This is a genomic window from Prochlorococcus sp. MIT2308 (assembly GCF_059772345.1).
Genome location: NZ_CM186283.1, coordinates 1,426,549 through 1,449,255, shown reverse-complemented (window position 1 = coordinate 1,449,255; position 22,707 = coordinate 1,426,549). Strand labels below are relative to the sequence as shown.

35 protein-coding genes are annotated in these 22,707 nt (G+C 32.2%); 17 read left to right on the top strand and 18 right to left on the bottom strand.

Annotated features, from left to right (window positions below):
• Positions 1 to 214 precede the first annotated feature (214 nt).
• Positions 215 to 478, top strand: coding sequence for a helix-hairpin-helix domain-containing protein (locus AC6EIW_RS08320; protein ID WP_498520201.1), 264 nt, complete (start codon positions 215 to 217; stop codon positions 476 to 478).
• A 29-nt stretch (positions 479 to 507) separates the two neighbouring features.
• Here the strand turns inward: AC6EIW_RS08320 and AC6EIW_RS08315 are convergent, their stop codons facing one another.
• From AC6EIW_RS08315 to AC6EIW_RS08300, 4 genes are all read right to left on the bottom strand, one after another.
• On the bottom strand, positions 508 to 1,173 hold the full coding sequence (locus AC6EIW_RS08315; RefSeq protein ID WP_498520200.1) for an SDR family oxidoreductase: 666 nt from the start codon (positions 1,171 to 1,173) through the stop codon (positions 508 to 510).
• A 114-nt stretch (positions 1,174 to 1,287) separates the two neighbouring features.
• A complete protein-coding gene (locus tag AC6EIW_RS08310; protein WP_498520199.1) occupies positions 1,288 to 1,704 on the bottom strand; it encodes a hypothetical protein in 417 nt (138 codons plus the stop codon).
• 106 nt (positions 1,705 to 1,810) lie between these two features.
• A complete protein-coding gene (locus AC6EIW_RS08305) occupies positions 1,811 to 2,356 on the bottom strand; it encodes a DUF4912 domain-containing protein (RefSeq protein WP_498520198.1) in 546 nt (181 codons plus the stop codon).
• A 149-nt stretch (positions 2,357 to 2,505) separates the two neighbouring features.
• Positions 2,506 to 2,664, bottom strand: coding sequence for a hypothetical protein (locus AC6EIW_RS08300; RefSeq protein ID WP_498520197.1), 159 nt, complete (start codon positions 2,662 to 2,664; stop codon positions 2,506 to 2,508).
• A gap of 569 nt (positions 2,665 to 3,233) precedes the next feature.
• Between AC6EIW_RS08300 and AC6EIW_RS08295 the strand changes: the two genes are divergently transcribed.
• On the top strand, positions 3,234 to 3,404 hold the full coding sequence (locus tag AC6EIW_RS08295) for a hypothetical protein (RefSeq protein ID WP_498520196.1): 171 nt from the start codon (positions 3,234 to 3,236) through the stop codon (positions 3,402 to 3,404).
• 84 nt (positions 3,405 to 3,488) lie between these two features.
• On the opposite strand, the gene AC6EIW_RS08290 is transcribed toward AC6EIW_RS08295, so the two are convergent.
• A complete protein-coding gene (locus AC6EIW_RS08290) occupies positions 3,489 to 3,596 on the bottom strand; it encodes a high light inducible protein (RefSeq protein WP_498490915.1) in 108 nt (35 codons plus the stop codon).
• Positions 3,597 to 4,091: 495 nt separating this feature from the next.
• Between AC6EIW_RS08290 and AC6EIW_RS08285 the strand changes: the two genes are divergently transcribed.
• Both AC6EIW_RS08285 and AC6EIW_RS08280 read left to right on the top strand, forming a co-directional pair.
• The gene (locus tag AC6EIW_RS08285) at positions 4,092 to 4,448 is read left to right on the top strand and encodes a DUF2237 family protein (RefSeq protein WP_498520195.1); all 357 of its coding nucleotides are present in this window, start codon (positions 4,092 to 4,094) and stop codon (positions 4,446 to 4,448) included.
• Between the two features lie 202 nt (positions 4,449 to 4,650).
• Positions 4,651 to 4,953, top strand: a complete 303-nt coding sequence (locus AC6EIW_RS08280; protein ID WP_498520194.1) for a DUF8638 family protein — start codon at positions 4,651 to 4,653, stop codon at positions 4,951 to 4,953.
• Between the two features lie 60 nt (positions 4,954 to 5,013).
• Here AC6EIW_RS08280 and AC6EIW_RS08275 read toward each other — a convergent pair whose 3' ends face one another.
• The 3 genes from AC6EIW_RS08275 to AC6EIW_RS08265 all read right to left on the bottom strand — a co-directional run bounded on the left by AC6EIW_RS08275 (position 5,014) and on the right by AC6EIW_RS08265 (position 6,954).
• Positions 5,014 to 5,289, bottom strand: a complete 276-nt coding sequence (locus AC6EIW_RS08275) for a hypothetical protein (RefSeq protein ID WP_498520193.1) — start codon at positions 5,287 to 5,289, stop codon at positions 5,014 to 5,016.
• A gap of 160 nt (positions 5,290 to 5,449) precedes the next feature.
• Complete coding sequence (locus AC6EIW_RS08270) at positions 5,450 to 6,559, bottom strand: NAD(P)-binding protein (RefSeq protein ID WP_498520192.1); 1,110 nt, start codon at positions 6,557 to 6,559, stop codon at positions 5,450 to 5,452.
• Positions 6,559 to 6,954: a hypothetical protein gene (locus AC6EIW_RS08265; protein WP_498520191.1), complete on the bottom strand. Its 396-nt coding sequence runs from the start codon at positions 6,952 to 6,954 to the stop codon at positions 6,559 to 6,561. The genes AC6EIW_RS08270 and AC6EIW_RS08265 overlap by 1 nt, the downstream gene beginning before the upstream one ends.
• Before the next feature lie 1,005 nt (positions 6,955 to 7,959).
• Here AC6EIW_RS08265 and AC6EIW_RS08260 point away from each other — a divergent pair.
• Positions 7,960 to 8,172 carry a hypothetical protein gene (locus AC6EIW_RS08260; protein WP_498520190.1) on the top strand — a complete coding sequence of 71 codons (213 nt, stop codon included), beginning with the start codon at positions 7,960 to 7,962 and terminating at the stop codon, positions 8,170 to 8,172.
• A gap of 195 nt (positions 8,173 to 8,367) precedes the next feature.
• Here AC6EIW_RS08260 and AC6EIW_RS08255 read toward each other — a convergent pair whose 3' ends face one another.
• Complete coding sequence (locus AC6EIW_RS08255; RefSeq protein WP_498520189.1) at positions 8,368 to 8,676, bottom strand: hypothetical protein; 309 nt, start codon at positions 8,674 to 8,676, stop codon at positions 8,368 to 8,370.
• Positions 8,677 to 8,993: 317 nt separating this feature from the next.
• On the opposite strand from AC6EIW_RS08255, the gene AC6EIW_RS08250 reads away from it, so the two are divergent.
• The 4 genes from AC6EIW_RS08250 (at position 8,994) to AC6EIW_RS08235 (ending at position 10,987) form a co-directional block, all read left to right on the top strand.
• Complete coding sequence (locus AC6EIW_RS08250; RefSeq protein ID WP_498520188.1) at positions 8,994 to 9,518, top strand: hypothetical protein; 525 nt, start codon at positions 8,994 to 8,996, stop codon at positions 9,516 to 9,518.
• A 341-nt stretch (positions 9,519 to 9,859) separates the two neighbouring features.
• The gene (locus AC6EIW_RS08245) at positions 9,860 to 10,195 is read left to right on the top strand and encodes a hypothetical protein (protein ID WP_498520187.1); all 336 of its coding nucleotides are present in this window, start codon (positions 9,860 to 9,862) and stop codon (positions 10,193 to 10,195) included.
• A gap of 247 nt (positions 10,196 to 10,442) precedes the next feature.
• A complete protein-coding gene (locus tag AC6EIW_RS08240) occupies positions 10,443 to 10,589 on the top strand; it encodes a hypothetical protein (RefSeq protein WP_498520186.1) in 147 nt (48 codons plus the stop codon).
• 188 nt (positions 10,590 to 10,777) lie between these two features.
• Positions 10,778 to 10,987, top strand: a complete 210-nt coding sequence (locus AC6EIW_RS08235) for a hypothetical protein (protein ID WP_498520185.1) — start codon at positions 10,778 to 10,780, stop codon at positions 10,985 to 10,987.
• A gap of 397 nt (positions 10,988 to 11,384) precedes the next feature.
• Here the strand turns inward: AC6EIW_RS08235 and AC6EIW_RS08230 are convergent, their stop codons facing one another.
• Positions 11,385 to 12,476, bottom strand: a complete 1,092-nt coding sequence (locus AC6EIW_RS08230; protein WP_498520184.1) for a hypothetical protein — start codon at positions 12,474 to 12,476, stop codon at positions 11,385 to 11,387.
• A gap of 672 nt (positions 12,477 to 13,148) precedes the next feature.
• Here AC6EIW_RS08230 and AC6EIW_RS08225 point away from each other — a divergent pair.
• Entirely contained in the window at positions 13,149 to 13,355 is a 207-nt protein-coding gene (locus tag AC6EIW_RS08225) for a hypothetical protein (RefSeq protein ID WP_498520183.1), read from the top strand.
• A 440-nt stretch (positions 13,356 to 13,795) separates the two neighbouring features.
• On the opposite strand, the gene AC6EIW_RS08220 is transcribed toward AC6EIW_RS08225, so the two are convergent.
• On the bottom strand, positions 13,796 to 14,023 hold the full coding sequence (locus tag AC6EIW_RS08220; RefSeq protein ID WP_498520182.1) for a hypothetical protein: 228 nt from the start codon (positions 14,021 to 14,023) through the stop codon (positions 13,796 to 13,798).
• A 281-nt stretch (positions 14,024 to 14,304) separates the two neighbouring features.
• Here AC6EIW_RS08220 and AC6EIW_RS08215 point away from each other — a divergent pair, with 281 nt between their 5' ends.
• Entirely contained in the window at positions 14,305 to 14,505 is a 201-nt protein-coding gene (locus tag AC6EIW_RS08215) for a hypothetical protein (protein WP_498520181.1), read from the top strand.
• Between the two features lie 215 nt (positions 14,506 to 14,720).
• Here the strand turns inward: AC6EIW_RS08215 and AC6EIW_RS08210 are convergent, their stop codons facing one another.
• Complete coding sequence (locus tag AC6EIW_RS08210; RefSeq protein WP_498520180.1) at positions 14,721 to 14,924, bottom strand: hypothetical protein; 204 nt, start codon at positions 14,922 to 14,924, stop codon at positions 14,721 to 14,723.
• On the opposite strand from AC6EIW_RS08210, the gene AC6EIW_RS08205 reads away from it, so the two are divergent.
• A complete protein-coding gene (locus tag AC6EIW_RS08205) occupies positions 14,924 to 15,130 on the top strand; it encodes a hypothetical protein (protein WP_498520179.1) in 207 nt (68 codons plus the stop codon). The genes AC6EIW_RS08210 and AC6EIW_RS08205 overlap by 1 nt on opposite strands.
• A 387-nt stretch (positions 15,131 to 15,517) precedes the next feature.
• Here AC6EIW_RS08205 and AC6EIW_RS08200 read toward each other — a convergent pair whose 3' ends face one another.
• From AC6EIW_RS08200 to AC6EIW_RS08185, 4 genes are all read right to left on the bottom strand, one after another.
• Positions 15,518 to 15,724 carry a hypothetical protein gene (locus AC6EIW_RS08200; protein ID WP_498520178.1) on the bottom strand — a complete coding sequence of 69 codons (207 nt, stop codon included), beginning with the start codon at positions 15,722 to 15,724 and terminating at the stop codon, positions 15,518 to 15,520.
• On the bottom strand, positions 15,725 to 15,865 hold the full coding sequence (locus tag AC6EIW_RS08195; RefSeq protein WP_498520177.1) for a hypothetical protein: 141 nt from the start codon (positions 15,863 to 15,865) through the stop codon (positions 15,725 to 15,727).
• A gap of 2 nt (positions 15,866 to 15,867) precedes the next feature.
• Positions 15,868 to 16,035, bottom strand: a complete 168-nt coding sequence (locus AC6EIW_RS08190) for a hypothetical protein (protein WP_498520176.1) — start codon at positions 16,033 to 16,035, stop codon at positions 15,868 to 15,870.
• Between the two features lie 131 nt (positions 16,036 to 16,166).
• Positions 16,167 to 16,526: a cupin domain-containing protein gene (locus AC6EIW_RS08185; protein ID WP_498520175.1), complete on the bottom strand. Its 360-nt coding sequence runs from the start codon at positions 16,524 to 16,526 to the stop codon at positions 16,167 to 16,169.
• Positions 16,527 to 17,076: 550 nt separating this feature from the next.
• Here AC6EIW_RS08185 and AC6EIW_RS08180 point away from each other — a divergent pair.
• The 3 genes from AC6EIW_RS08180 to AC6EIW_RS08170 all read left to right on the top strand — a co-directional run bounded on the left by AC6EIW_RS08180 (position 17,077) and on the right by AC6EIW_RS08170 (position 19,712).
• Positions 17,077 to 18,576 carry an FAD-binding domain-containing protein gene (locus tag AC6EIW_RS08180; RefSeq protein WP_498520174.1) on the top strand — a complete coding sequence of 500 codons (1,500 nt, stop codon included), beginning with the start codon at positions 17,077 to 17,079 and terminating at the stop codon, positions 18,574 to 18,576.
• Between the two features lie 254 nt (positions 18,577 to 18,830).
• Positions 18,831 to 19,190 (top strand): DoxX family protein, encoded by a 360-nt coding sequence (locus AC6EIW_RS08175; RefSeq protein ID WP_498520173.1) that lies wholly within the window; start codon positions 18,831 to 18,833, stop codon positions 19,188 to 19,190.
• A 60-nt stretch (positions 19,191 to 19,250) separates the two neighbouring features.
• Positions 19,251 to 19,712 carry a hypothetical protein gene (locus AC6EIW_RS08170; protein ID WP_498520172.1) on the top strand — a complete coding sequence of 154 codons (462 nt, stop codon included), beginning with the start codon at positions 19,251 to 19,253 and terminating at the stop codon, positions 19,710 to 19,712.
• 84 nt (positions 19,713 to 19,796) lie between these two features.
• Here AC6EIW_RS08170 and AC6EIW_RS08165 read toward each other — a convergent pair whose 3' ends face one another.
• A complete protein-coding gene (locus AC6EIW_RS08165) occupies positions 19,797 to 20,024 on the bottom strand; it encodes a hypothetical protein (protein ID WP_498520171.1) in 228 nt (75 codons plus the stop codon).
• 282 nt (positions 20,025 to 20,306) lie between these two features.
• Here AC6EIW_RS08165 and AC6EIW_RS08160 point away from each other — a divergent pair, with 282 nt between their 5' ends.
• Positions 20,307 to 20,456, top strand: coding sequence for a hypothetical protein (locus AC6EIW_RS08160; protein ID WP_498520170.1), 150 nt, complete (start codon positions 20,307 to 20,309; stop codon positions 20,454 to 20,456).
• A 24-nt stretch (positions 20,457 to 20,480) separates the two neighbouring features.
• On the opposite strand, the gene AC6EIW_RS08155 is transcribed toward AC6EIW_RS08160, so the two are convergent.
• Positions 20,481 to 20,708 carry a hypothetical protein gene (locus AC6EIW_RS08155; RefSeq protein WP_498520169.1) on the bottom strand — a complete coding sequence of 76 codons (228 nt, stop codon included), beginning with the start codon at positions 20,706 to 20,708 and terminating at the stop codon, positions 20,481 to 20,483.
• Positions 20,709 to 21,107: 399 nt separating this feature from the next.
• Here AC6EIW_RS08155 and AC6EIW_RS08150 point away from each other — a divergent pair, with 399 nt between their 5' ends.
• Positions 21,108 to 22,325 carry a DUF4214 domain-containing protein gene (locus AC6EIW_RS08150; RefSeq protein WP_498520168.1) on the top strand — a complete coding sequence of 406 codons (1,218 nt, stop codon included), beginning with the start codon at positions 21,108 to 21,110 and terminating at the stop codon, positions 22,323 to 22,325.
• The last annotated feature ends 382 nt before the right edge of the window (positions 22,326 to 22,707 follow it).

Sequence of the window (22,707 nt, the reverse complement as noted above, 5' to 3'; positions counted from 1 at the left end):
TTAATCACAAAGTCAAGTAGCCAAGCGAAGATCAATCAAGCGATACTAATAATAAATGATTAAAGTCATAAGAAATACATATATATATTTTTCATTTTGTATTTTTTTATACTTTCTTCTGCCATAATTCATAAATTAGTCATCAAAAGAAAATATTTATCCTTGCAAGAAGTTTTTTCTAATGCATATTTAATAAGATCATCTGGACATATAAATGTTCATCGAAAAGATTTTATTAAATACAAAAAGAAAACTTTCTAAGATTTTTAACATTTTCAATAAACACGAAAAAAAATTATCAGATAGATTCGAAAACATAACATCTATTCCAGGGATAGGAACAAAAAACTGCAATAATTTCTATAAAGCTGGTTACATGACGCCAGAATCAATTATCTCAGCATCCGATGAGGAACTGTTAAATATTCCAGGAGTTGGTATTAGCTTTATTAAAAATTTAAGAAAAAACTTTAGGTAAAATATAAATATAAATATAAGAAAATTCTTTTACCAAGGTAAAATCTCACCATTGGAATGCCAAAAAGTCCCAGTATTCTCAAGTGTAAGCTCATCAATTCGTTGAATCAGTCCTTTGACAGATTGTTCAGGCTGAATACCATTTGAAGTAAAGCCAGTCATTCGAGTACTTACTAAACCTGGATGTAAAATTGCCACCGAAATACCTTTGGGCTTTAAATCAACAGCTAAAGATTTACCAGCCATACACAAAGCAACTTTAGACATCCTATATCCATAAGAACCTCCAGAACTATTATCTTCTATTGAACCCATACGACTACTTATTAAAGCTATTTTTGCGGAATCACTTAGACGACTTAGCATAGCTTGTACACAACAAAGAGGACTTAAAGCATTGACCTCAAATTGATGAAGGATACTTTGAGGATCTAAATTTTCAAGAGAAGTAAATTCTGCGATTCCAGCATTTTGAATCAAAACATCAATTTTAGTATCACATAAATTCTCTCTAAGCTTAGTAACGGAATCTCCAGAAGTGATATCAATATTTGTCTCAACTCTTACTGACAAGGCATTCAATTCTGAAGATGCCGATCTACAAGTAGCAATTATATCTTCTCCTCTAGCTTTCAATTGACGAACAAGTTCTAAACCAATACCTCTATTGGCGCCTGTAATTAGATAAGTAGACAAAATAAGATTTAATCTTTTACAAGATTAAAACAAAAAAATAAAAAAGACGAGAAGCATTAAAATTGCGACAAAAAAGATATATAAAAAAATTGTTGATAATTAAAAACAGCATGATCAATAATTTTGATCTTCATAAATAGAATCGCAAAAAGCTTCTGAAGAGCCTGAAAGAATATTTGGACCATATAAAAAAGCAAATCTTGTTTTGCTTCGTAAATCTCCTGATAAACGAATACAGCAAAAACCTTTTTTTATTACAAGTAATCGCCAAAACTCATTCCAATCTATGCATTGGTCAAAAATTTCATTTATGTATAAAGTCTTATCTGAAGAATTGATTCCAAATCTTAATTGGTCTCTGAGAAAAAAATATTTTGCTAATCTTTCATTTTTAGAAATGATCAAACCAAGATAATTGGTTTTATTTAAATCGTAATCTAAAGTTTCTAAATAATTAAAAATCTGAGCAATATCAATATTGCTAAAAGCATGATATCTTAAAGTTTTTAACAGAGGCCAGTCCCTTGACATTATTCCAAAATTTTACTTGTTTTATAGTTTAAATCTAGAAATTGATAAAGGTAAATTAAATTAAAATTTAATAAAAAAATTTATCCTCATCAATTAAATTTAAAAATTAAAAATCTTCTTTTTTATGAGAAATATTCTCAGAGCCACCAATTTGTGAATTTAATGCAAGTTGATAAGTCTTTTCATGAAGACTTTGATCTGTATTCCCAACTATGATTTCAGAATCAAACCAATTGCCATTGTCGAAAGATTTGGTTATTTTTTTTATCCTATATCCCAAATTAAGGTAATTGTGTGAAAGCTTTCTCCATTCACCATTTTTCTTACGATAGCCAAACTCAAAATAATACTTACCTTTATTTATAGGAATAGGGAATGAAATAGAAGATTGAAATTTACTTACCTGAATCTCTTTCATAATACAAGTTGAATTATCTTTATTGCTATTATTACTAATATCAAATAATCTAATTGCATAAAAAAAACTTCTACTAAAATCAATCCTGAAATTATCAACCGGGCTAATCTTCCAAGAACATTTGATATAACCATTGCCAAGATTATTAACTGTTAAATTACTAAAGCTATTACTTACTTTATTTAAAGTTTTCCAAAAAAATTCTTTTAAGTTTAAATTTAGAGAAATTTTCATTTTTTTGAAAATTATTTAGCATTATAATTAATTTTTGTTTATTTACCATAAAATTTTATTATAAATAATTTTTGTGCTCAATACATAAGAGGATAGCTGAGATATAAACAGATAACATCAATATTTTGATGAGCACAAAGTATATCGAATCAGGCTGCTTGGGTCTCCTGGCTTTCAGTAAGAATTGACTCTACAAAATCCACAGTAGCTCTTCTAGATGAAATATTGCTTGTCTTCCAGTGATTAATTAAAGTTTTCAACTCGAGTATCCTTTGTTCTGCAACTTCAATTTTTTCTTTATTGTACATTGAAATAAAAAATTTACTTTTATACTTCACTCTAGCTTTTATAAAATATATATCAAGAGATAAGTAAAAAGTCTTAAGCCTGAGCAAATATCATTGCAAGATAGATCTTGAGGAAAAATTGATTAATAAAAAAGCCAGGCACATAGTACCTGGCAAGTTAATTAATAGATGAAGGTAACTATATAAATCTATTAATAATAAAACCCTTCAAGGCAGGAGCAATAGAACTGACAAATCGTCTCATTTCCATTGACTCTTGACCGATTGGTAGATGCGACAATGGATCACCTCCTTAAATAAACATGATTAAATAATAGCCAAAAAATTCTGTATGTCGGTAAATTCGGTTACATTTCTCTGAAAAACGAAAATTAATTGTGTAGTTAGTAATTTAACCTTTGTGGCTAGGTCAGAAGCTAAATCGTTTATGACTTAGGAAGTAAATGATAAATAATCCAAATATATTATAAATTCATAGAGATGAAAAATAAATAAATAAAGTAGAAATAGTCTTCTATGACGCGTTAAGAGGAATAAGTCGCTAAAACAATAATCCTATCTCTACTCAGATGAGTCAACTAATCTTCGGCGGTTTGCTATCTACTCCCGCTCCAACTGCACCTATTATTGGTATCGCGTTTATTGCTTTGTTTGCAATCGTAGGACTAATGGTTGGTCCTGATTATGATGGTATGAATGCGCCTGCATTAGATACCTCGAAAAAGTCGGATAAAAACTGATTACCATCGTAATTGTTCTCAACCATCTTTTTAAATTGTCCTCAGTTGATAGATTAATCTTATCTATTAACTGATTTTTTTTGGTTAAAAAATTCCTGGTATTATCTGACCAGTAGTTGCGTAAGCCCCAATACCCGCAACTATGCCCAACATAGCCATCAATCCGTTAAAACGTTCTGCGCCTGAGTTCATGGAAATAGTGAAAAAATAACCATAACCAAATCAACAAGCTGATTGAGAGCGGAATACCGAACGAACTTACCTGAAAAAAATTAAGAGGTTTAACGGAAATTTAATTTGATAAAGGAGTAGAAGAAATTCCTGAAGTAACTAAAAGTACACTTTGCAAAATCAAAAGAATAGATAAAATTTCCATGAAGAGTGACGTATAGATAATACAATTGTACTAACAAAGAAAGAAATAGCAAGTCTCGTCAGTCGAAAAACAGAAGATAAAAAATTTTAAATTCAGGTTTCAATCATCTCTCTAATTCACACAACAGTAATGCCAAACTCAATAAATTAATGATTTTGAATTTCAGCAGAACTCACAAAATACTTACAGAAAACTCATCCGTTTTAATTGGACTTTATTGGAATGTCTCCGGAAAATTGACATAAAAATGAAAATTAGAAATATTCAGAAGTAAATACCTATATTACAGATAACATAAGTAACAACACCTCATGTCGCAGAAAAATGTTTTAGGTACTGAACTCAAGTCTTGTAGTTGCAGTCCTATGACAGGATGGTATCGAGATGGGACATGTAGAACAGATTTATCTGATAGAGGAATGCATACGGTCTGTGCTGTTATAACTGAGCGATTTCTTACATACAGCAAAGCTCAGGGGAATGATCTCTCTACGCCTCAAGTAGGATTTCCAGGTTTAAAAGAAGGCGATCGCTGGTGTCTTTGTGCTCCTCGATGGAAAGAAGCATTTGAAGATGGGATGGCTCCTTTGGTTGATCTTGAAGCAACAGAAGAAAGTACACTACAAATAATCAAAATAGAAACCTTAAAACAATTTTCATACAATTGACTGGCAATAACATTTTCAAAGAAATTTTTGCGTGATTAATTAACCTTAAAAATTATTCTTTATATTTTAAAATATAAAGAATATTAAGGCTCAATAGACATTAGAAAGAATTTATAGAAATACAAATATATTATAAATTTAAACCAACCCAACTTGCACTTCATATATTTCAAGCTAGAAAGAATAAGATAGATAATGAATCATGTTGACCACATCTTCTCGTCTTCGAATACAAGAAATATTAAATAGACTTGCTACGGGCGATAAAGTCACTCTTCAAGAAAGAATTTACATCAATAAATATGCGGCAAAGAATCAAAATGTGTCTAATTGGCTTACAAAAGCCTCACTTCTCCAACGAAACAAACATCTATCTAATCCAATAGATAAATTACTTAATGGACTAGATCTATGTTCAGAAGAACCTCATTCAACATACGATCCAAGCCATGATGACCTAGGAGAATGGTTCTCGGGAGCACCTTCATGGGTTAGAAGAAGCTGAGACTGTTACTCAAATAAAAAGACCAACTTGGATCGATGCTTAAATATTCAGGTAAAGCGATTAAGCAGCTTCTTCTTCTTTTACATTCTTTTCGAGCTTTAATAAATCTACAACATTAGAACTGATCGGTTTAAAGTCCTCCTCCTTAGCAGATGAAATAGAATCCTTCATCAAAAGTTTTACAAGTGCAGTCATAGAAGAAGTAAGCAACTTTAAGCTCTCTAAAATATTTCCCAACTCTTTCGTAATCTCCTCTTGATGCTTTCCTTTACTCATTAATGTTGAGAAGGTCCAACCCGCCAGACCTAGAAAAAGCAGAAAAACGACCGTAATCATAGTAAAAATTAATACAAATCATATATATCTACTACTCATAAATAAAGCAAGTCAGAAATCATATTTTCTTCGAAAAATGATTATTCTAAAATATTTTAAAAATCATCAGTAATTTCGAAATTTTCGAATCATGACTAAAAAAGATTTAAAGAAAATTGATTCAATTAATCAATTGAGCCAATCTGATTGCACTCTTCATAGCTGTCTCTAATCCTGAAGAACTATTCAAATCAAACCAATCTCCACAAAAACCAATTTGACTATTTTGGGACCATTGTAAATGCTTAGGGAGTAGGGGGTTAAGAGGTTGAGAAGCTCTCCAATCCATTTTATCTATAAGTCTTGCCTGTAAAAATAAGTCTAAAAATCTCGGATGATTCTCAAAAACTGATCTCAATGAATTAGCAACACTCTCAGGATTAATATTTATTAAATTATTAATATAGAAGCAGTGCAAAGCAAGAATCATAGAACCATCAGATTGCCTTTGAAAAATAATTCTTTCAAAATTTAAATTATCCATAATCACTTTTGAAAAGCGTACATGTAAATATTGATGATTAAAGTTTTTAACTACTGCAGAATTGGAAATATGGAAAATATAAATTTTTCGACTTATGTAATTTTGTTTTCTTATTTCTCGTAATACACAATCAACGACCTTGTCTTCACCTGGGGTGAAAGCATCCCTCAGTGGTACAGAATTAATCTGCAAAATATCTAGGCATCTAGGATGTGCTATTAAAGAACTTGATAGAATAAGATTTTTAGATTTGATAAACCTCCCTTGATTAACTTTTATCTCCCATAAATTATTAATGCGTTTAATTGATTTAGTCAGTGTTTCAAATAAAAAATTTATTTTTTTAGGGTTAATAGATTGATCAAGTATTTCCTGAGAGAAATTTATCATAAAAGGTAAACTCCTGTAATATCGATAATTATTAGATTCATTCCTTATCTCACCAAATTGATTGATCGTTAAAATATCATTTGATATGTCTACCAATTTTCTTGAAGTTATTAATGGTGCAATTAATTTAAGTATATCTTGTGATATTTGTTTGCTAAAAATAATAGATGGTAATCCATGATCAAATTCAAGAATTTGATTTTTCCTAGATTTTCTTGTTGTAGCTCTACCACCAATTCTCCTGCCATGTTCAATTAACATTATGGAAGCATCAGAAAATCTTTTGTTTAAAAATGATGCAAACGTACAAGCAGATATACCTGCGCCTATAACTATAAAATCATAAACTTTGTTCATCAATTTGGAAGGTATAAGTCACGGCTACTAGCAATTTCTCCTTCTTCTTGAAAGAAATCTCTTAAATTATTTTCTTCACTCTCACTTAAATAGTTCCCACAATCGTTTCGAATCCTCTCTACAGTAAATTCCCATAGATCCTCAATAAATTTATCATCATCAGGAAAAGCTACAAATTTTAAGTAAGTATTATTTAATGCAAACTCACTTGAAGATTCTGTAGAAAAGCCCTTTTCCTTTACTTCGCAAAATTTACTGGCAAATCTCTTACCTACGGAATTTTGGGCTGCTGTTAAATCAAACTCTATCGCTTGAAGAGATGATACATGTAAGAAAATAAGGGATAAAAATCCTATAGTTATTAATATAAATAATTTTTTTTTAATAATATTCATAAATTGCTTTTATAGAACCGGATAATTGCTTTTTAAAAATCAACCTTGAATGTTATTATCAAATTAATATCATTCAATTGAATTATATAGAAAAAAAAAAAAAGTGTCGGCAATTGATTTAAATCAATAAACAATTAGTCTCTGAGGGTAATCTTATTAATCACTTCCATCAACAGCTATAAATACGGTTGATATTTTTTTTAAGAATCGAATTAAGCAGCAGCATAGAGTAGTAATTAATATACTTTCTAATCATATTCAATTAATGTTTCAACTGTTGCTTCTCTCAGCTTTCCCGAATCATGGTTTATCTCAGAAAAAATTTTTTACTCTCCCAGGTCATTCAATACTATACAAACCAATTGTTTACAAAGAATCTCAAAAAGTAGAGATATGAGAAGCATTTAATGAAATCAATATCGTCGCGGATTTTATTTTTATAAGGTTGAAGAGATAGTGAAAAGGATTAAAGCTTTATGACTTTTTTTAGTCTGATATCCTTCTCTAGAAGGTCAATTGCCTACGTTGTTAGAGATGTCATAGGAGAAAACATCGGTTCTTAGAAAATATTAAGACTATATGACTCGCATTTTAAACGTCTACCTATTAGGTGTATAGCATTATTCAATTGTGATCAATTCTACCCGATCAAAGATAATGAGAAAGCATTAGCCTAGGCTAAATTTAACAATGTTGAGGAGATAAATATCTAAGATTAAACCCATGTCTACAGAGTGTATAAATGTTCTAAGCAATGATGATGCCAGTTACCACTCGCTTGAATTATTAGTTAGGGTCACTGCATATAAGAGGAAAATGAGGATATTATATTCTCTTTGATTTATTTGAATCAACTGAAAAAATGAACTATTTATTAAAAAAACAGGTTTTGTGTAAATCAATAAATAGATCCTTTCTCAATCTTAAAACGACCCAATCGTTTTACACTATATACTTATTGCATTAGATTGATTATCCTTTGGTGAGGAAAGTAAAAAGTCTAAAATGAATATCAATTCCATTTTCCTTATTCTTATATTAATAGCTGCTTATTTAAATTTATATTTTACTTTGAATAATAAAAGGCAAAAGAAAAAAACAAAACTACCCATATCCTCCAAAGAGTGGAGAGAAAAAGTAGAGGATGAAAACTTTAAATCTTGGCTTTCCAATCGAGAGAGACTAAAAGACAAAAGAAAAGGAAATATTAATCACTGATTTTTATTAATTGTGAAAAGTTAATTGAAAAAATTCTAAAAGGAAACATCATCCATTTTCTTTTCTCATGAAGATCTTAAATAGAATAATAATTAGACCTATGTATTACTATAGTAATTACAGGATAGTTAACTAATTTTATCAAGGAATTATAAATTATTATTTTATTCTAACTATGTTAATTTAATCCTCACATTAACTAGATGTACCAGTAAAACAAAACCCATTCTTGATACAAAAATCATAGGCAAATAATTTTAATGATTCAGGCATTTCCTGCCATTGCATTTCCTCAAGTTTGTTTAATTGATCTAAACTCACACTCTCTTTAACCGCATATTCCTCCATCATATTGCCCCAGCTAGAAGAGAAGTTATCTAGATAAAAAGCTTTCTGATTCTGATTAAAAAAATTAATTATGTCTTCTTTGGTAACTACTTCTCTGGATAGTTTCTTGTAATGTTCAAACTCTGAGGACCAATCTGGGGTCAAATTTTCAGACATCAGTTAACCTATTTAATTCATTATTATAGTTTACTAGGTTCATAATAATAATTGGAATGACCAAATGAACATAATGATTTAAGTGAAAAATATTTGATAACTCGTTCCTTGATCTCAAATTAATGCTCTCTAAGAATTAGCCAAAAAGATCTAGCTAAGGTAGTTAAGATTCATTTTAACGAGTAGGCAGCAATTGCAAACAAATTTTGTTATTGTTGCAGTATCAATAACAACTCAGAGTAGCTGTTGTGAGATTAGTGAAACGAATTTATATCTATTACAATCAATAAAACCTAGTATTTGATTACTTTATGCAAATGAAGAGCTTAGATGGATGTCGATTGACAATTGGCTCGTATCCACCATTTATCTATAATGCTTGTGGTGGTGGTGGCAAAGCGACATTATTTCCTAGCAAGAAAAATAATCTTCTTAATATAAGCTTTTCATCTAAAACATTTTTAATACCTCCTCTTACTTCAAGAACAACAAAATTTTTATCTCTCCCATTACCACCAGGTTTAAAGATCGAAATGTCTATGGATCATCTAGCAGGTACTATTGATAAGAATTCTGGAGAAGTGTTATTAAAATTTGAATCCCAATTTCTTTTTAGCATTGGAGCTATTATTGAATTTCCTGGGTTAATAGTTAACACCTTACTAAAAACAGGAAAGGTAAAAAGTCAATTACATGAAGGAGAAGGTCAAGTTCTTCAAAACAATGGCAAAACAAAGCTAGTAGGTATTTGCGTAATACCTAAAACTGGAAATAAAATCTTAGATACCTTCCTAGGTCTTCCTAATGAAGCACTAGCAGAACTAAAATGCGAAATAAAATAATACATACACCAAGCCAACAATCAAAAAGAGAATTATAAGTTTCATATAAAAACAAACATAGCTATAAAAGGCAGTAAAATAATTAATTGTATTGGTAATCTATCCAGAAACATTTACAATCTTGATTGAATTTGTTAAAAATTATCTAGTTAAACTAAAATCACTGTGTCATTATTAATCGCCGTATCACCAATTTCACGAAGGAACGAAAATTTTAGGCTATCTCAATCGAATAACAAAATACCTATAAAGTAAAGCTGCTTTGAAGTACATATATTGCCACACCAGATAAAACCAATCACTACATCCTCCAATCCAATACTCATACAATTTAATAACGAATGACTCCTGATCTGCCAATTATTCCTTCTTCAAAATCAAAAAAGAAAACGTTAACAGATAATAAAGTTCCTAAATGGGCTATCTTTTCTCTTTGTTTTATAGCGACTCTAGTAGTCGTTAGCCTAATCAAAGCGTATCTTCCATTGCTTGTTTCTGCACTTGCGATGCTTTTTGTCTGGAGTCAAATTACTAAACCAGTAGCAGAGATAAAAACTAAAGCTACGAATGATGACAGTAACCAATTAAATCTATTCCATAGGCAATATAAAATTGGCAGAAAGTATTCTAAGGTCAAAAAAGTATTACATGAAAAAGAAGATCCAAAAGTTGCATAATTTAAATTGCGGTAAATAAAAAATTAAAGCATGTGATATGAGTAAGCTTAAAGCAATACTATTTATGAATCATCGATACTATGCATGACCCACAAGAGTTATTGTTGATTATTTCAGACTGGCGATTGACAAGATATATAGACATGTGAGAATCGATTAATACATTCATATTTGTAAGACTCTATGGTTACCCTTTTCTGTTTACTTTGCCTACAAATCATCATTACAGCTACAAGCATTTAACTAAATGAAAAATCTTGGGAAAGCACGTCTTGAATTAACCGAATCACAACTACTTACCATAAAAGATCGCATTAAAACCTGGAACACAAAAGAAAAAGTAATAGACATAATGAGATATAGATATGGTCGTATGGAAGATCAAGCTGCATGAAAGCTCATTAATTAACTTAGGATCACTATAGATATCTTGATTCAAGAAACTCGATGTCAATTGAATAACTACAAAATAATTACATCTCTTAGACCTAGGTAACATATAAGGAAAACAGCAAATTAGTTGCAACCCACTTGCAATCATTGTCTATTTGAGTAAAGCTTAAGTTATCATTATCAATGCTAATGTCTTTTGAGTTATACATCTTAGTTATTCCATTCTGCGTCATTCCTATATTTCTAGTTTCACTCGATTACTTTAATAAAAGTGCTGAGCTCAAGCGTAGAAATTTGAATGTAATTGACTTTGATAAATTCGTGAAACGTAAAGAAGAAGGAGATGCTGTAGATCATGATATTGCTAAACTATTAGATATTGATACATATGCTGCATGAATTTTAATTATTATTTGATTCTTACTAGCTTGAAAACGTACAAAATCTTTATACACTCATTCAACTAAACCATAAAATCTCAACAAATACCTAATTGATTATATTCACTAGTCTTTAAGCTCGGATCATTCAAACGATCTTAGAATCATATTTTAATCCTTCAATATCTTGTATGTACAACTTTTATTCTTTGAATTATTTAGACAAGTTTAACCTATGTTGTAAAAATCAATTCATTCAAAAATTGAGATGCAAAAACTAATGAGCAAAAATCAAGAGGAGCATCTACAAAAAAACCTTGCTTGAATAGTTATGCAATTGAGAGATATTTTAGCTTTTTAATAAGGGATAGTCACTTGACCAAAATATTGAGCTTATTGAAATTTGTTCAAATCAGTTAAAAGTGAAAAACCAAACGAGTATCAATTGTTGCACGACAGTTTTCGACATTGCCATCTTGGCAATTAACTATACCTTGATTAGATCCTTGAAAATCCCTAAGCATGAACGTTGCAGTCAGTGGAGATTTAAAAGGACTCAAACTAATTCCTACCCCAGCATATTGTCCAGCATATTCAGTAAAAAAAGAGACTTTTTTATTTAAAGCTATTCCAAAAGAAAATATTGGTTCATACTTACCTAAATTTATCCAATTTGCTTCAATTTCCTCCGCTGATTTATATCTTCCATTGCCAAATCCTGCATTTAGGTTCAGTAACGAAGAAGATTCACTATTTAAATATTTGCCTAGATCCCAGGCTTTAGAATATAAAAATAAATACGATCTACCTAGATCTGCCTCTACAGTTTCTCCCACCTCAGGATGCTTATTGTTCGGCCCACCTTTCCCGTAAGGATTGTAGAGATTATTTCCAATTATTGAAAATCCCTGTGAAGAAGTTAAATTCGTTTTTAGTTGGAATCCAATAGCTTGACCAGCATCACTCCAAGTCCCATCTGAATGATTTCCTAAAAAGCTCTCCTGCTGAGAGTAGTTAAGACCTAATGAGAAATATTTTGTGTTAATAGGTGTAGCTTCAAAGAAAAATTGACCGTCGGCACAAGACTTCCAAAATTCGTCCCAAGTACAATAGTCCTTTACACCTCTATTAGTTGGATTGCCCAGCAACTGTCCAGTTACTGTATAAGTAAATGTTTTTGAATGTTTAAAGGATGAAGGTATCCAAAAACTCATTTCCGGATACAAATTTCCTTTATAGATTAAATTACGTGATACAGATCTAAATTTATTTTCTAAAGTTATATCTTTAGAATTTTCACTATTCTCTAATAACTTGTTACCGTCTTTATTAGAATTATAGTCTTCACCTTTAAAGTCATTTTTCGTGTCAATCTTATCCCATATTATCCTTTGTTGATATTTTCCTTCATTTGTTTCTAGTTTTTGCCATTGAAGGGAATCTGTTATTTTTGAATTTTCTAAAAATTTATTATTTTGCCTCTTTTCTTCCCACTCTTCTGAGTTCAACTTTTGTATTGGAAAGAATTGAATTAATATAAATATAATAAATTTAATATCAAAAGTTAAATTAAGTATTGTTTTTAAATACTGCTTTTGCATTTCAACCAGACTTGACAATCATAATATAATAGATATTTTTTGTTTTTCAAGATAATAGTGCCACTTTGATAATAAATTCAGATCTAACTTTAAATTACTTTAATAGATTAGTATATTTCTTCAAATAATGAACAATCAATTACACTCATGTCATAACTTAAAATCAATACTTATAAATATATAAGAAATCAAGAAAATCGACTGATTAAATACTATTTAAAATTAATTAATTTATAAAATTAGAACATATTAGTTGCTGGTGCTATTTTACTAGAAGGAAATAGTTTGGTTAAGCCACTTGAATATTTACTCAAAATTTCTTGACTCTTTTTAGTTATAGAAAAACTTCTTATTGTCACTAAACTCCTCCTTTTCTCAGATATATATGAAGATAAAATTCTCTTTACAGGAATAGTTGAGTTAGTTAACAAAAGATATCCTATGACATCTAGACAACGACTAAGTATCACCTATAGCCCAAGTCTTAGAACTAATATAAAAAGATGATAAGTTTTCTTAATCTATGCTTGTAGTCATATATTTTATCCGTTTTATTCAAATAGAGCGATATATAAAATCATGGATTCTAGTAATCAAATCCAATCCCTCGTTGAACAAGTAGAAAAGAACTCAGAACACAAAATTAGCGAGCAAGAAGCTAAAAGTTTTTTATCAGAGATAAAGCGTCTCACTAAAGAAGACAAGACAAATATGCCTCCATTGGTTGTAATCATAATGGCTTATATCAACATGCTGTTTCCAGAGCTAGATGAAGTAAAAATCTGAAGAAAGCACAAAAACAAAATCAATACACTTTTCTATTGACTTATAAGCCAGGACTACATTGGCTCCTTATTCCCATTCCATTACAACCGATCTCAGAATACGTATGTAATTAATCCTTAATCAAGCCTGCTCTACCCTGTAATTTTCTCTATTAATTTGTAGTTCTAATGGAACATCTCTCTACAACATCTAATAAGCTATGTCCTTTCTTTAGAGAAACCCAACAAATTCAACTTGAAGAAATAATCTGTCCGCATTAAAACTAATAATCTAATTTGAGGACTTATTTGAGTATGCTTAAAAACATGATTAATACCTCTATATAAAAACTCTAAGTGTACGCACAAGCAGGCAGTACTTTGCTACTTTCATTCGAGTTATAAATTCATTACCAAAACAAAAATGACGAATTACAAGCACTTAACTCAAGTTTCAAATGTTTAAGTAATTGGGTGTAGCGGTGCAGGGTTAAGAGCTTCTATCGAGGTCAAGCTTCGAGGACTTGAAGTCTCAGTCCTTGGTAAACTAGTCAAAACAGATGCACATACAGTTTTAGCCGCAGGAGGTATTAATACAGCATTTCGCAATGTCGATCCTAAAGACTCTTGGAAACAGTGTTTCGCAGATAGATAAATAGAAGGATAAGGAACTATCCCAAATTCAATCACTAGATAATTTTGATCTCACTGCATAAGAACTATGAATTTCACAATCATCAAACTTTGAAAGAATTAAGCCATAAGAACAATCTAAAGATTGACAAAAAGATAATTAGAAAGATGTCTCTTTGATCAATTCATAGCAGCAATTACTGAACAAAAAAATCATATCATTAACGCCTGAGTCTACCGAAAAGGACAATTAACCAAATAGATATTCCAAAAACAGTTAATGAATACTTGACAACATCTCCATGTCGTTGCTAGTACAGGTGTACTGCTATAAACACATGACTCCAGCGTCCTCACCCTATGCCGTTTTTCGTGCATCAGATTGGAATTCAGTGGTAGCAGAACCTATTGGATTAAGGCAATGTCTTCGTATCGCACCCAAAAAGTTTTACCCCAGAAGCGTTACAACCCAGCATAGGAGTGGGACTATCTCGAAGAAGACACTCTTAACCAAACACGTTCAGCTAGCGTTTGCATGATATGTCAACATTTCAATTATTACTGCGACAGGCATTGCAAAGCGATTCTTACTTGTCGCCTACATCAAAGTCTTATCCCTCATGGAGACCATTTGACTTCAAAGTGTCAATGTTGGATGCAGCAACTCGAGAGAAAGATTGGATGGTGTCCAAAGGTTGCTTAGACCTCTGACATGCAAGAACTTTTAAGTACCTGTTGGTGCTTTCAAGATTATTTAGGAGTAATAACGATCAGCCACCTCTTTGAGCATCTTTCTGATGTGCTCATCTTTTGCATTAGTTTCTTCTTTGAATTTCTCGCATGCACATTTAACCTGCATCCAAACTGCTTCCATTACTTCCCGTTCTTCTTCTGTAGGTTTCCACTTAGATGATTCGATACAAGAGATAATAAAAGAAATTGAACGCTTAAAACTCAATGAAATACAGACCTGAAATATTAGATGAGATTATGTTCTACATACTTGAAAGAGCCAACTGCGAAGAAGACACTGAGAAGTACCTTGAACATGTTATCGAATACTGCAAGAAGGACTATCAACTGGCTTATAAGAGGCAGCATGGACTTGAACTAACTATGGATGAGATCAAACAAAAATATGAAAACGTAAGAAACAATAAATAATCAATCATCTCGAAATTTCTTTAGCCAATAAGGAATATAAGTCTTTTCCTTTTTTGCTGAATTATATAGGTAATCTGACGTGCCTTCTAATAGGGCTGCAATAGTTATGCGCACACTCGGAAAAGTAAGACCACAAAGAATAGCAATCAAAAAGATTATCTTCATTATATGAGTCTCTATGAACTTGGTTGTTTCATTACCAAAACCGCCGTTTACCAGTCCAGCTATATAGTAACCAAACTATAAATCCAATCATAAAAACAGGCATAAAGCTATCAATGAAAATATAGACTGAGTAAACAATTACGGGAAATAAGATGACACGTTTAGTATTGAGACGTCTACCTCTTGATGTTCTTCTCCATAGTCTAAAAAAAGGCATATATGCTATTCCTTTCTAGGTGATAATTTGTCGATTTTAGCTTGTTGAATTTTTAGTTTTTCTCTTTCTTTTTTAGCAGCTCCATAAGTACTCCTAATGCTGTAAGTTATAAAAATTGCGTTAATAGCTCCAATCAAAATAATTCCAACAATAATTGTATTAACCCCCTCAGGTGAACTCAAATATTCCAAAAGAGCATCTTGGTTAAACATCTAGTAAAGAATCAATCTTTCGAGTACTAGAGCTACAAATACTCCTTTTAGAAAGACAACCCAAAGTAATCCATAATCAGTCAGACCAAGCTTCTTTTGATACCAAGCAATTAGCTGCTTATGCCTATCTATAAGTTTCATTCTCATACCTCAATAATTTCATAGTAGGGACGGTCCCCATAATCAGCATCAGAACAACAAACATCAGAATATATTTCTTCTAATAGATCGTATGCCTCATCATAGCTGTTGAAAGATTGCCGAGTAATGTCGTCAGATTCTTTATCATGTCTAATGATTTTATAACTCATGAGGAGATTGTTAAGTTTGATAATAGAGTTCCGAACAATCCCGCAAAAGCAGTTAGGACAAAAATCGCGACAATACCAATTGCAATAACTTTAGACATGCTTTTCATCTGAATTGATAGTGGTTACCTATTTTAATCACCAAATCGATAATACTTGCGGACTAACTTATGAACATCCCATCTACAGTCTATGCCTGCCAGAAAGATAACTAAGTCACCTGCACCAAACTTCAGAGGTTCTCCTCCGTCTGGAGTTACCGATACTTCACCATCAAGTAATGAACAAGTCTCTTTATCGTCATAAGTCCAATCAAAAGCCTCGTCTCTACCCAGTATCTTTTGTGCGTCATTCATTAGCTGTATATATCTAAGCCTAAGTTCTTGTTTATTCATGAGCTGCATTTGTATTTCATGCAGAGACTTCTCACTCAGTGCAACATTATGATTCTTAGGTGCATGCAAAAAATTTAAAGAGGCATTGTGATGGCTCATTAGAATAAATCTGGTTAACTTCTTAGCGAGCTAGGGAAATTGCCTATGCAGAGCAATTTCCCTAGTTCTAGTTGAGTGTTAAAAAGACGCTTTGCAAAACCTTTTTAAGCACATGCAGGTGATTGACTAACCCACACAACGTATAAATCACTTTGGCTGTATTACTTAGCCATTGAGTTGGTTAACCGGTACGGTTTTCCAAATTAAATGTTAGAACATGAAGTGTTGCAGCTTTAAGCACTTAAAGATAGACATTGATTATGTTGTTCACTCGCAAAATTCTTTGGTAACTGCATAGCTATCTTCATACCAATGTAACTTATTGAGTTAAGTTAATATCTGAGCAGCCCATGAAATGATGAGTGGTTGACTGGTATCCATCACGGGACATTAAATAAGTCAAAAAGGCACCGTGGTCATTACTTGTTAAATCGATATGAAAAGCACAATAAACGAAAAGTTTTTTATTCTTAATTACTCACGACTAAGTCATATTTTAGATAAAATTCAAATTTAATTAAAAGTTCGTAGTCATGTTTAATTTTAGAGAGTGAAGTCAATCAATTTAGTTTGGTTCAAAAAAGACTTAAGAACATACGATAACGAAGCCCTTAATGAGGCGCTAAAAACCGGAAATACAATTCCGATTTTTGTTATTGAACCAGATTTATGGAAACTTCCTGATCATTCTTCAAGACAATGGGATTTTGTACGAGAATGTTTAATTGATTTACACAACTCATTAAATGATATTGGTTTGAAATTAATTATTAGAGTTGGGAATATCAAAGATGTAATTAAAGAATTTACGGATAGATTTCATGTTAGAGGTATTTATAGTCATGAAGAAACCGGCAATGAATGGACATTTCAACGTGATCAAGCCCTGAGGCGTTTAACAAAAGACAAAAACATAAATTGGTATGAATACAGACAATTTGGTGTTTTTAGAGGTATTAAAACACGTAAAAATTGGTCTCAAAGATGGGAACAACATATGTCACAAAAACTCATCAATTATCCCAAAAGAGTAAATTACTTTATTGACATTCCAAGTCATAGTTTACCTTCATCTAAAAGTCTAAATTTAAAATTAGATAAATGTAGTCATCGAATTCAAGGAGGGAGAAAGCAAGGGATTCATAGACTGAATGAGTTTCTAAAATTCAAAATAGATAATTATCAATATTCTCTATCAAGTCCTGTAAAAGCATTTGATGGATGTTCTCGCTTATCGCCTTACTTAACTTGGGGTTGTCTATCAATTAGAGAGGTAGTCCAAGCAATTAGAAAAACTAATAATAGAGGATCCAGAGCAATTGACTCAAGATTACATTGGCATTGTCATTTTATTCAAAAGCTTGAATCAGAGCCTGAATTAGAAAATCGTGAGTACCACCCATACATGAGTGGTATCAGGAAATCAAATCCAATTTTTTTAGAAGCATGGAGTCAGGGTCTAACTGGAATACCTTTCTTAGATGCATGCATGAGATCCCTAAATAGTCATGGATGGATTAATTTTCGAATGAGAGCAATGCTTATGTCATTTGCTAGCTACCAACTATGGCTACCATGGCAAGAAAGTGGTTTGTGCCTAGCTCGTAAATTTATTGACTACGAACCAGGAATTCATTGGACACAATGCCAAATGCAATCGGGTACGACAGCGATTAATACAATTAGAATTTATAACCCTATCAAACAAGGATATGATCATGATCCGAAGGGAATATTTATTCGAACTTGGGTTAAAGAATTACAATCTCTTCCAAGCAAATTCATCCATGAACCATGGAAAATTGATCTATTTCGTCAAAATGATTCATCATGCGTTCTTGGGAAAACTTATCCACTGCCTATTATAGATCCAATTATTAGTACAAAGACAGCACGAGCAAAGCTAAAAGAGATAAGAAATAAACCAGGCTTCTTTAAAATCGGTAATAATATCCTTGAGAAACATGGCTCCAGAAAAAGAAGAAAGTCAAAGTTGAAAAAGAACCAAAACAATCCCCTCCTACACAATCAATTAACCCTCAAGCTTTAAAATTACAGAGCTGATGAGTCCACTGAGATCCTTGGCAAAGGTAGAAAGATTTAGCCAGCAGAGGAAAGTTTGAGATGGATTGGATCCAATTAGGTTCACAATCGTCAACTATCTAAGTGCCATATTAGACATTCCCAGGAATCCAAATTCCTGAATTATACTTTCTAGATTATCTAGTGACCGTCTTCTAATTTTGTGTAGTGGTAAAAAATTGTTTCTTAAGTTATTTATATAGTATTCGCTACTAAAAGATTATGGATTTAACAAGATTTTATTCTTTGAACTTTATTGGGCGATTGTTGCTAAGTGCAATTTTTATAAATGCAATACCAGGCAAAATAACAAACTTTGCTGCTCAAGCTGAATACATAACAAGTAGAGGGTTTCCCGAGCCAGTTTCAATGGTAATGATGGTAGGTGCAATAGCTTTACTTCTTGGTGGTACTGTCCTGTTGATCTTCACAGAACGGATCAAACTCGCTTGTTCACTCCTTTTGATTTTCTTGGTGCCAGCCACAATAATTTTTCATTTGATACCATTTCAACTTGCAGCAGTCGCACGAAACCTATCTTTAATTGGAGGATTATTAGTTGCCATAGAAAAATCCAAATAACTAATATCGATTCACTATTCAAAATTTTATGGGCTGTCTTGAGTCAGCACTTTTTTTTTAATGAAAAAAATCCAATTAATTATTTTATGTTTTTGGTTCTTTCAGCCCATCATCGTTAAAGCGAAGCCTGTAAAAGGGATTAGCGACTTTGATGGAGGCTTCAAAGGTGTTGAGAGAATTACTTTTGAATGTCCCGTCAACAATGGAAAAAATATACAAAGAACTAATGACGAATTTGACGTTCAACAACCAAAAGAAAAATGTTGGGTTGATTTTGAACCAACTTATTTGAATGTCATGAACAAGCAGATGATAAATAAAAAAGATGTCATTAGTTTTTGGCAATCCCCTCCTAAATCAGGGAAGTGTTGTGCAAGTTGGAACTTAATTTACAAGGATGTTGAAGGAAGGAATAAAATCTTATCTATGAGAAAAAAAGAGTTTCCATTTCCACTCACAAAAAGAAAATTAAAAATACTTGGCACACCATCCAATATTATCAATCGTTGGCTTGCACAATAGAGGAGGGACAAAGATCAAACTAACAATAGGAAGTATTAGATTTATGGGATGTTCTAAATTCTCAGATCGAAAGAGCAACAGCTACTAACTTTGCACAAAAGAATCAAGATCAATTTCTAATTGAGTCCAATGGTTTTGTTCTGAACTAACCCCCCATAAATCACCTCGTTCGGAAGCTTCTAAAATGGATTCATAAAATTCTGGAATATGCTTTGACATTGTTTTAGTTGGTTGTAGAAGTAGAAATTTTCTCTTCACAATCGGTGCTTCCTTCTTCGCAAATAACTTCGGCTTTGTCTGAGTGCGAGCCACAACCCATTGCCATCACAGGGGAAACACCAAGGAGTGTGTGTAGAGTAGTTGCCGAAAAAAGAAGGTAAGGAATAATTTTTTTCATAGTCGATTTTATAACAAAGACATCATCTATCACCTAATTACTAACTGTGAGATTTCAATGTTCGGTTTACTACTTAAAGCGAATAGGAATAGAAACTAGTTATAAATAAACGTATCCTAATAAAAGAAACTTATAAAATAAGAGTTCCTGATTTTGGCATTCGTCGTATCAATTGAAAGACAAAGAAATTAAAGAACATGAGTCATTTCCAAGTCACTGATGAACAATTTATCGAGATTAGAGAAATCTGGAGAGATATCAATTCTCAATGCAAATCGCTTCAAGAGCGACCAGGTTGTCCTGATAGCGAGAAAGTCAAAATGATTGACTCTGCAAAGAGTAATTAAGAAAACAAGAGATAAAAAAACTATCTAAGCACTAAGTTTTTCCCAGATTACCTCAGACTCTTTGATCAAATCAATAGCCTCGTCTCTACCCAGTATCTTTTGTGCGTCATTCATTAGCTGTATATATCTAAGCCTAAGTTCTTGTTTATTCATGAGCTGCATTTGTATTTCATGCAGAGACTTCTCACTCAGTGCAACATTATGATTATTAGGTGCATGCGAAAAATTTAAAGAGGCATTGTGATGGCTCATTAGAATAAATCTGGTTAACTTCTTAGCGAGCTAGGGAAATTGCCTATGCAGAGCAATTTCCCTAGTTCTAGTTGAGTGTTAAAAAGACGCTTTGCAAAACCTTTTTAAGCACATGCAGGTGATTGACTAACCCACACAACGTATAAATCATTTTGGCTGTATTACTTAGCCATTGAGTTGGTTAACCGGTACGGTTTTCCTAATTAAATGTTAGAACATGAAGTGTTGTAGCTTTTAGAATTGCTAGGCTAATTAGCTTACGATTATCACTTGGAACGGCACAAGGACAGCCAGCAGCAATAGTGTCCTGGTTATTTGAACCAACCTAATTCACGCTTAAGAGCTGCTTTTTCTAAAATAAAAACTTGATTTAAATCGGTTGTTTTATTTCCTAGAAATATGTCGAATTATTATGAGCAATCTCCATCATTCACTTCTAATCAATCAGAAAGTAGTAATTCCAATGTCGAAACCAAGCTTGTAACGGTACAAGCTAAAAGCACATCTCACCCATATTTTGGTCAAGGATCATCCAAAGGATATTTTATTGATGGGAAAGAATCCCCTTCATTAATTCTTAGACAGAACGTTGTATATAGATTCGATCAATCGGATAGCAGTAACACCAATCATCGAATCTTATTTTTTACTGATGCAAATAGAATAAATTCTTATCAAAAAAACGTTTCTAATGTTGGTATCGCTGGTTCAACTGGTGCTTATACAGAAATCACCTTAAACAGTGAGACACCAGTAGAGGTCTTCTACCAATGTCAAAATCATCCTTTTATGGGTAGCAAAATAAAATCGTCAACTTCAGGTAATGACTTACTTACCAGTAGTTCAAACAATGAACTATTTGATGGAGGAGAAGGAACCGATACCGTCATTTTCAACGGGAAATTTTCTAATTATTCTTTCAAACGCACCTCAACCTCCATAGACCTAGATGATCAAAGAACAAGTAGTAGTGATGGGACAGATACACTTTCCAATATTGAATTCATTCAATTCACAGATCAAACGATAGAGGAATCAAAAGTAGACGTTGTTAAAACTTATAGCGGTAATTTTAGTGACTACAAGTTTTACAACAAAGGTAATGGCGTTTATCAAATCAAAACTGATGCCGGGTATGACGACATCACTGGACTTCCTCTCTTAACCTTTACCGGAGAGGCATCAACAAGTTCTTTTAGAAACATAAGCGCCATTGTTGATATCAAAGGAACGTTTGATCAAATCACTGGCTTAGAAACTGATGATGCAAAGATGTTCCGTCTCTATAATGCTGCATTTAAACGCATGCCAGATGCAGATGGATTGAAGTATTGGATTGAGAAATACACTTCCGGAGAGAACGATGATCGTGCGGTTGCACAATCATTTCTAGTGTCAGATGAATTCTCTGAACGCTATGGAGCTGATGTCACAAACGCTAAATACGTTGAGACTCTCTATGTAAATGTTCTCGGTAGGAACTATGACCAAGATGGTTACAACTATTGGTTGGGTAATTTAAATAATGGAATTGAAACGAGATATGAACTGCTTTTAGGTTTTGCTGAGGCAGACGAGAACAAAGCTCTCTTTTCTGAAATGACCGGATTTGTTTAACCAATGAAAAGCTTCTTACTACTAGCTCTAAACACTTCACTCCTTTTCCCTACCCCATCACAATCGGACACCAATCAATTTGGTGCATGAGGAGTCTTCTAATTAGATCTAGTTGATAGCGTGATACCTTTGACACCTAGGGAAGAGAGAAAACAAAAGCTTTTAGAAGAACAGTTGAAGAAGGGAGAGAAGTAATCCACTAGTGAATTAATCAAGCCACTTCCAAAGTTATCTAGAAGGTATCGCAGGACAGCATGAAATCAAAATTAATTGGTAGGGTTTAAAGCAACCAAACAAGATTTACATAAGACGGAGTTACTGATATCTACACCAAAAGGAAAAAACTACTAAAGCTGTATAAAACAAAAGAGGCTATGTTGTT

What these genes read in the sequence shown, in the direction of transcription:
- AC6EIW_RS08200 (WP_498520178.1), bottom strand. Translation starts at nt 15,724, where the DNA reads ATGTTTAACCAAGATGCTCTTTTGGAATATTTGAGTTCACCTGAGGGG.
- AC6EIW_RS08310 (WP_498520199.1), bottom strand. Translation starts at nt 1,704, where the DNA reads ATGTCAAGGGACTGGCCTCTGTTAAAAACTTTAAGATATCATGCTTTT.
- AC6EIW_RS08290 (WP_498490915.1), bottom strand. Translation starts at nt 3,596, where the DNA reads ATGAACTCAGGCGCAGAACGTTTTAACGGATTGATGGCTATGTTGGGC.
- AC6EIW_RS08280 (WP_498520194.1), top strand. Translation starts at nt 4,651, where the DNA reads ATGTTGACCACATCTTCTCGTCTTCGAATACAAGAAATATTAAATAGA.
- AC6EIW_RS08320 (WP_498520201.1), top strand. Translation starts at nt 215, where the DNA reads ATGTTCATCGAAAAGATTTTATTAAATACAAAAAGAAAACTTTCTAAG.
- AC6EIW_RS08275 (WP_498520193.1), bottom strand. Translation starts at nt 5,289, where the DNA reads ATGATTACGGTCGTTTTTCTGCTTTTTCTAGGTCTGGCGGGTTGGACC.
- AC6EIW_RS08240 (WP_498520186.1), top strand. Translation starts at nt 10,443, where the DNA reads ATGAAAAATCTTGGGAAAGCACGTCTTGAATTAACCGAATCACAACTA.
- AC6EIW_RS08260 (WP_498520190.1), top strand. Translation starts at nt 7,960, where the DNA reads ATGAATATCAATTCCATTTTCCTTATTCTTATATTAATAGCTGCTTAT.
- AC6EIW_RS08285 (WP_498520195.1), top strand. Translation starts at nt 4,092, where the DNA reads ATGTCGCAGAAAAATGTTTTAGGTACTGAACTCAAGTCTTGTAGTTGC.
- AC6EIW_RS08215 (WP_498520181.1), top strand. Translation starts at nt 14,305, where the DNA reads ATGACTCCAGCGTCCTCACCCTATGCCGTTTTTCGTGCATCAGATTGG.
- AC6EIW_RS08265 (WP_498520191.1), bottom strand. Translation starts at nt 6,954, where the DNA reads ATGAATATTATTAAAAAAAAATTATTTATATTAATAACTATAGGATTT.
- AC6EIW_RS08205 (WP_498520179.1), top strand. Translation starts at nt 14,924, where the DNA reads ATGAAATACAGACCTGAAATATTAGATGAGATTATGTTCTACATACTT.
- AC6EIW_RS08250 (WP_498520188.1), top strand. Translation starts at nt 8,994, where the DNA reads ATGAAGAGCTTAGATGGATGTCGATTGACAATTGGCTCGTATCCACCA.
- AC6EIW_RS08270 (WP_498520192.1), bottom strand. Translation starts at nt 6,559, where the DNA reads ATGAACAAAGTTTATGATTTTATAGTTATAGGCGCAGGTATATCTGCT.
- AC6EIW_RS08235 (WP_498520185.1), top strand. Translation starts at nt 10,778, where the DNA reads ATGTCTTTTGAGTTATACATCTTAGTTATTCCATTCTGCGTCATTCCT.
- AC6EIW_RS08300 (WP_498520197.1), bottom strand. Translation starts at nt 2,664, where the DNA reads ATGTACAATAAAGAAAAAATTGAAGTTGCAGAACAAAGGATACTCGAG.
- AC6EIW_RS08255 (WP_498520189.1), bottom strand. Translation starts at nt 8,676, where the DNA reads ATGTCTGAAAATTTGACCCCAGATTGGTCCTCAGAGTTTGAACATTAC.
- AC6EIW_RS08155 (WP_498520169.1), bottom strand. Translation starts at nt 20,708, where the DNA reads ATGAGCCATCACAATGCCTCTTTAAATTTTTCGCATGCACCTAATAAT.
- AC6EIW_RS08225 (WP_498520183.1), top strand. Translation starts at nt 13,149, where the DNA reads ATGGATTCTAGTAATCAAATCCAATCCCTCGTTGAACAAGTAGAAAAG.
- AC6EIW_RS08195 (WP_498520177.1), bottom strand. Translation starts at nt 15,865, where the DNA reads ATGAAACTTATAGATAGGCATAAGCAGCTAATTGCTTGGTATCAAAAG.
- AC6EIW_RS08160 (WP_498520170.1), top strand. Translation starts at nt 20,307, where the DNA reads ATGAGTCATTTCCAAGTCACTGATGAACAATTTATCGAGATTAGAGAA.
- AC6EIW_RS08170 (WP_498520172.1), top strand. Translation starts at nt 19,251, where the DNA reads ATGAAAAAAATCCAATTAATTATTTTATGTTTTTGGTTCTTTCAGCCC.
- AC6EIW_RS08175 (WP_498520173.1), top strand. Translation starts at nt 18,831, where the DNA reads ATGGATTTAACAAGATTTTATTCTTTGAACTTTATTGGGCGATTGTTG.
- AC6EIW_RS08245 (WP_498520187.1), top strand. Translation starts at nt 9,860, where the DNA reads ATGACTCCTGATCTGCCAATTATTCCTTCTTCAAAATCAAAAAAGAAA.
- AC6EIW_RS08185 (WP_498520175.1), bottom strand. Translation starts at nt 16,526, where the DNA reads ATGAGCCATCACAATGCCTCTTTAAATTTTTTGCATGCACCTAAGAAT.
- AC6EIW_RS08295 (WP_498520196.1), top strand. Translation starts at nt 3,234, where the DNA reads ATGAGTCAACTAATCTTCGGCGGTTTGCTATCTACTCCCGCTCCAACT.
- AC6EIW_RS08190 (WP_498520176.1), bottom strand. Translation starts at nt 16,035, where the DNA reads ATGAGTTATAAAATCATTAGACATGATAAAGAATCTGACGACATTACT.
- AC6EIW_RS08305 (WP_498520198.1), bottom strand. Translation starts at nt 2,356, where the DNA reads ATGAAAATTTCTCTAAATTTAAACTTAAAAGAATTTTTTTGGAAAACT.
- AC6EIW_RS08150 (WP_498520168.1), top strand. Translation starts at nt 21,108, where the DNA reads ATGTCGAATTATTATGAGCAATCTCCATCATTCACTTCTAATCAATCA.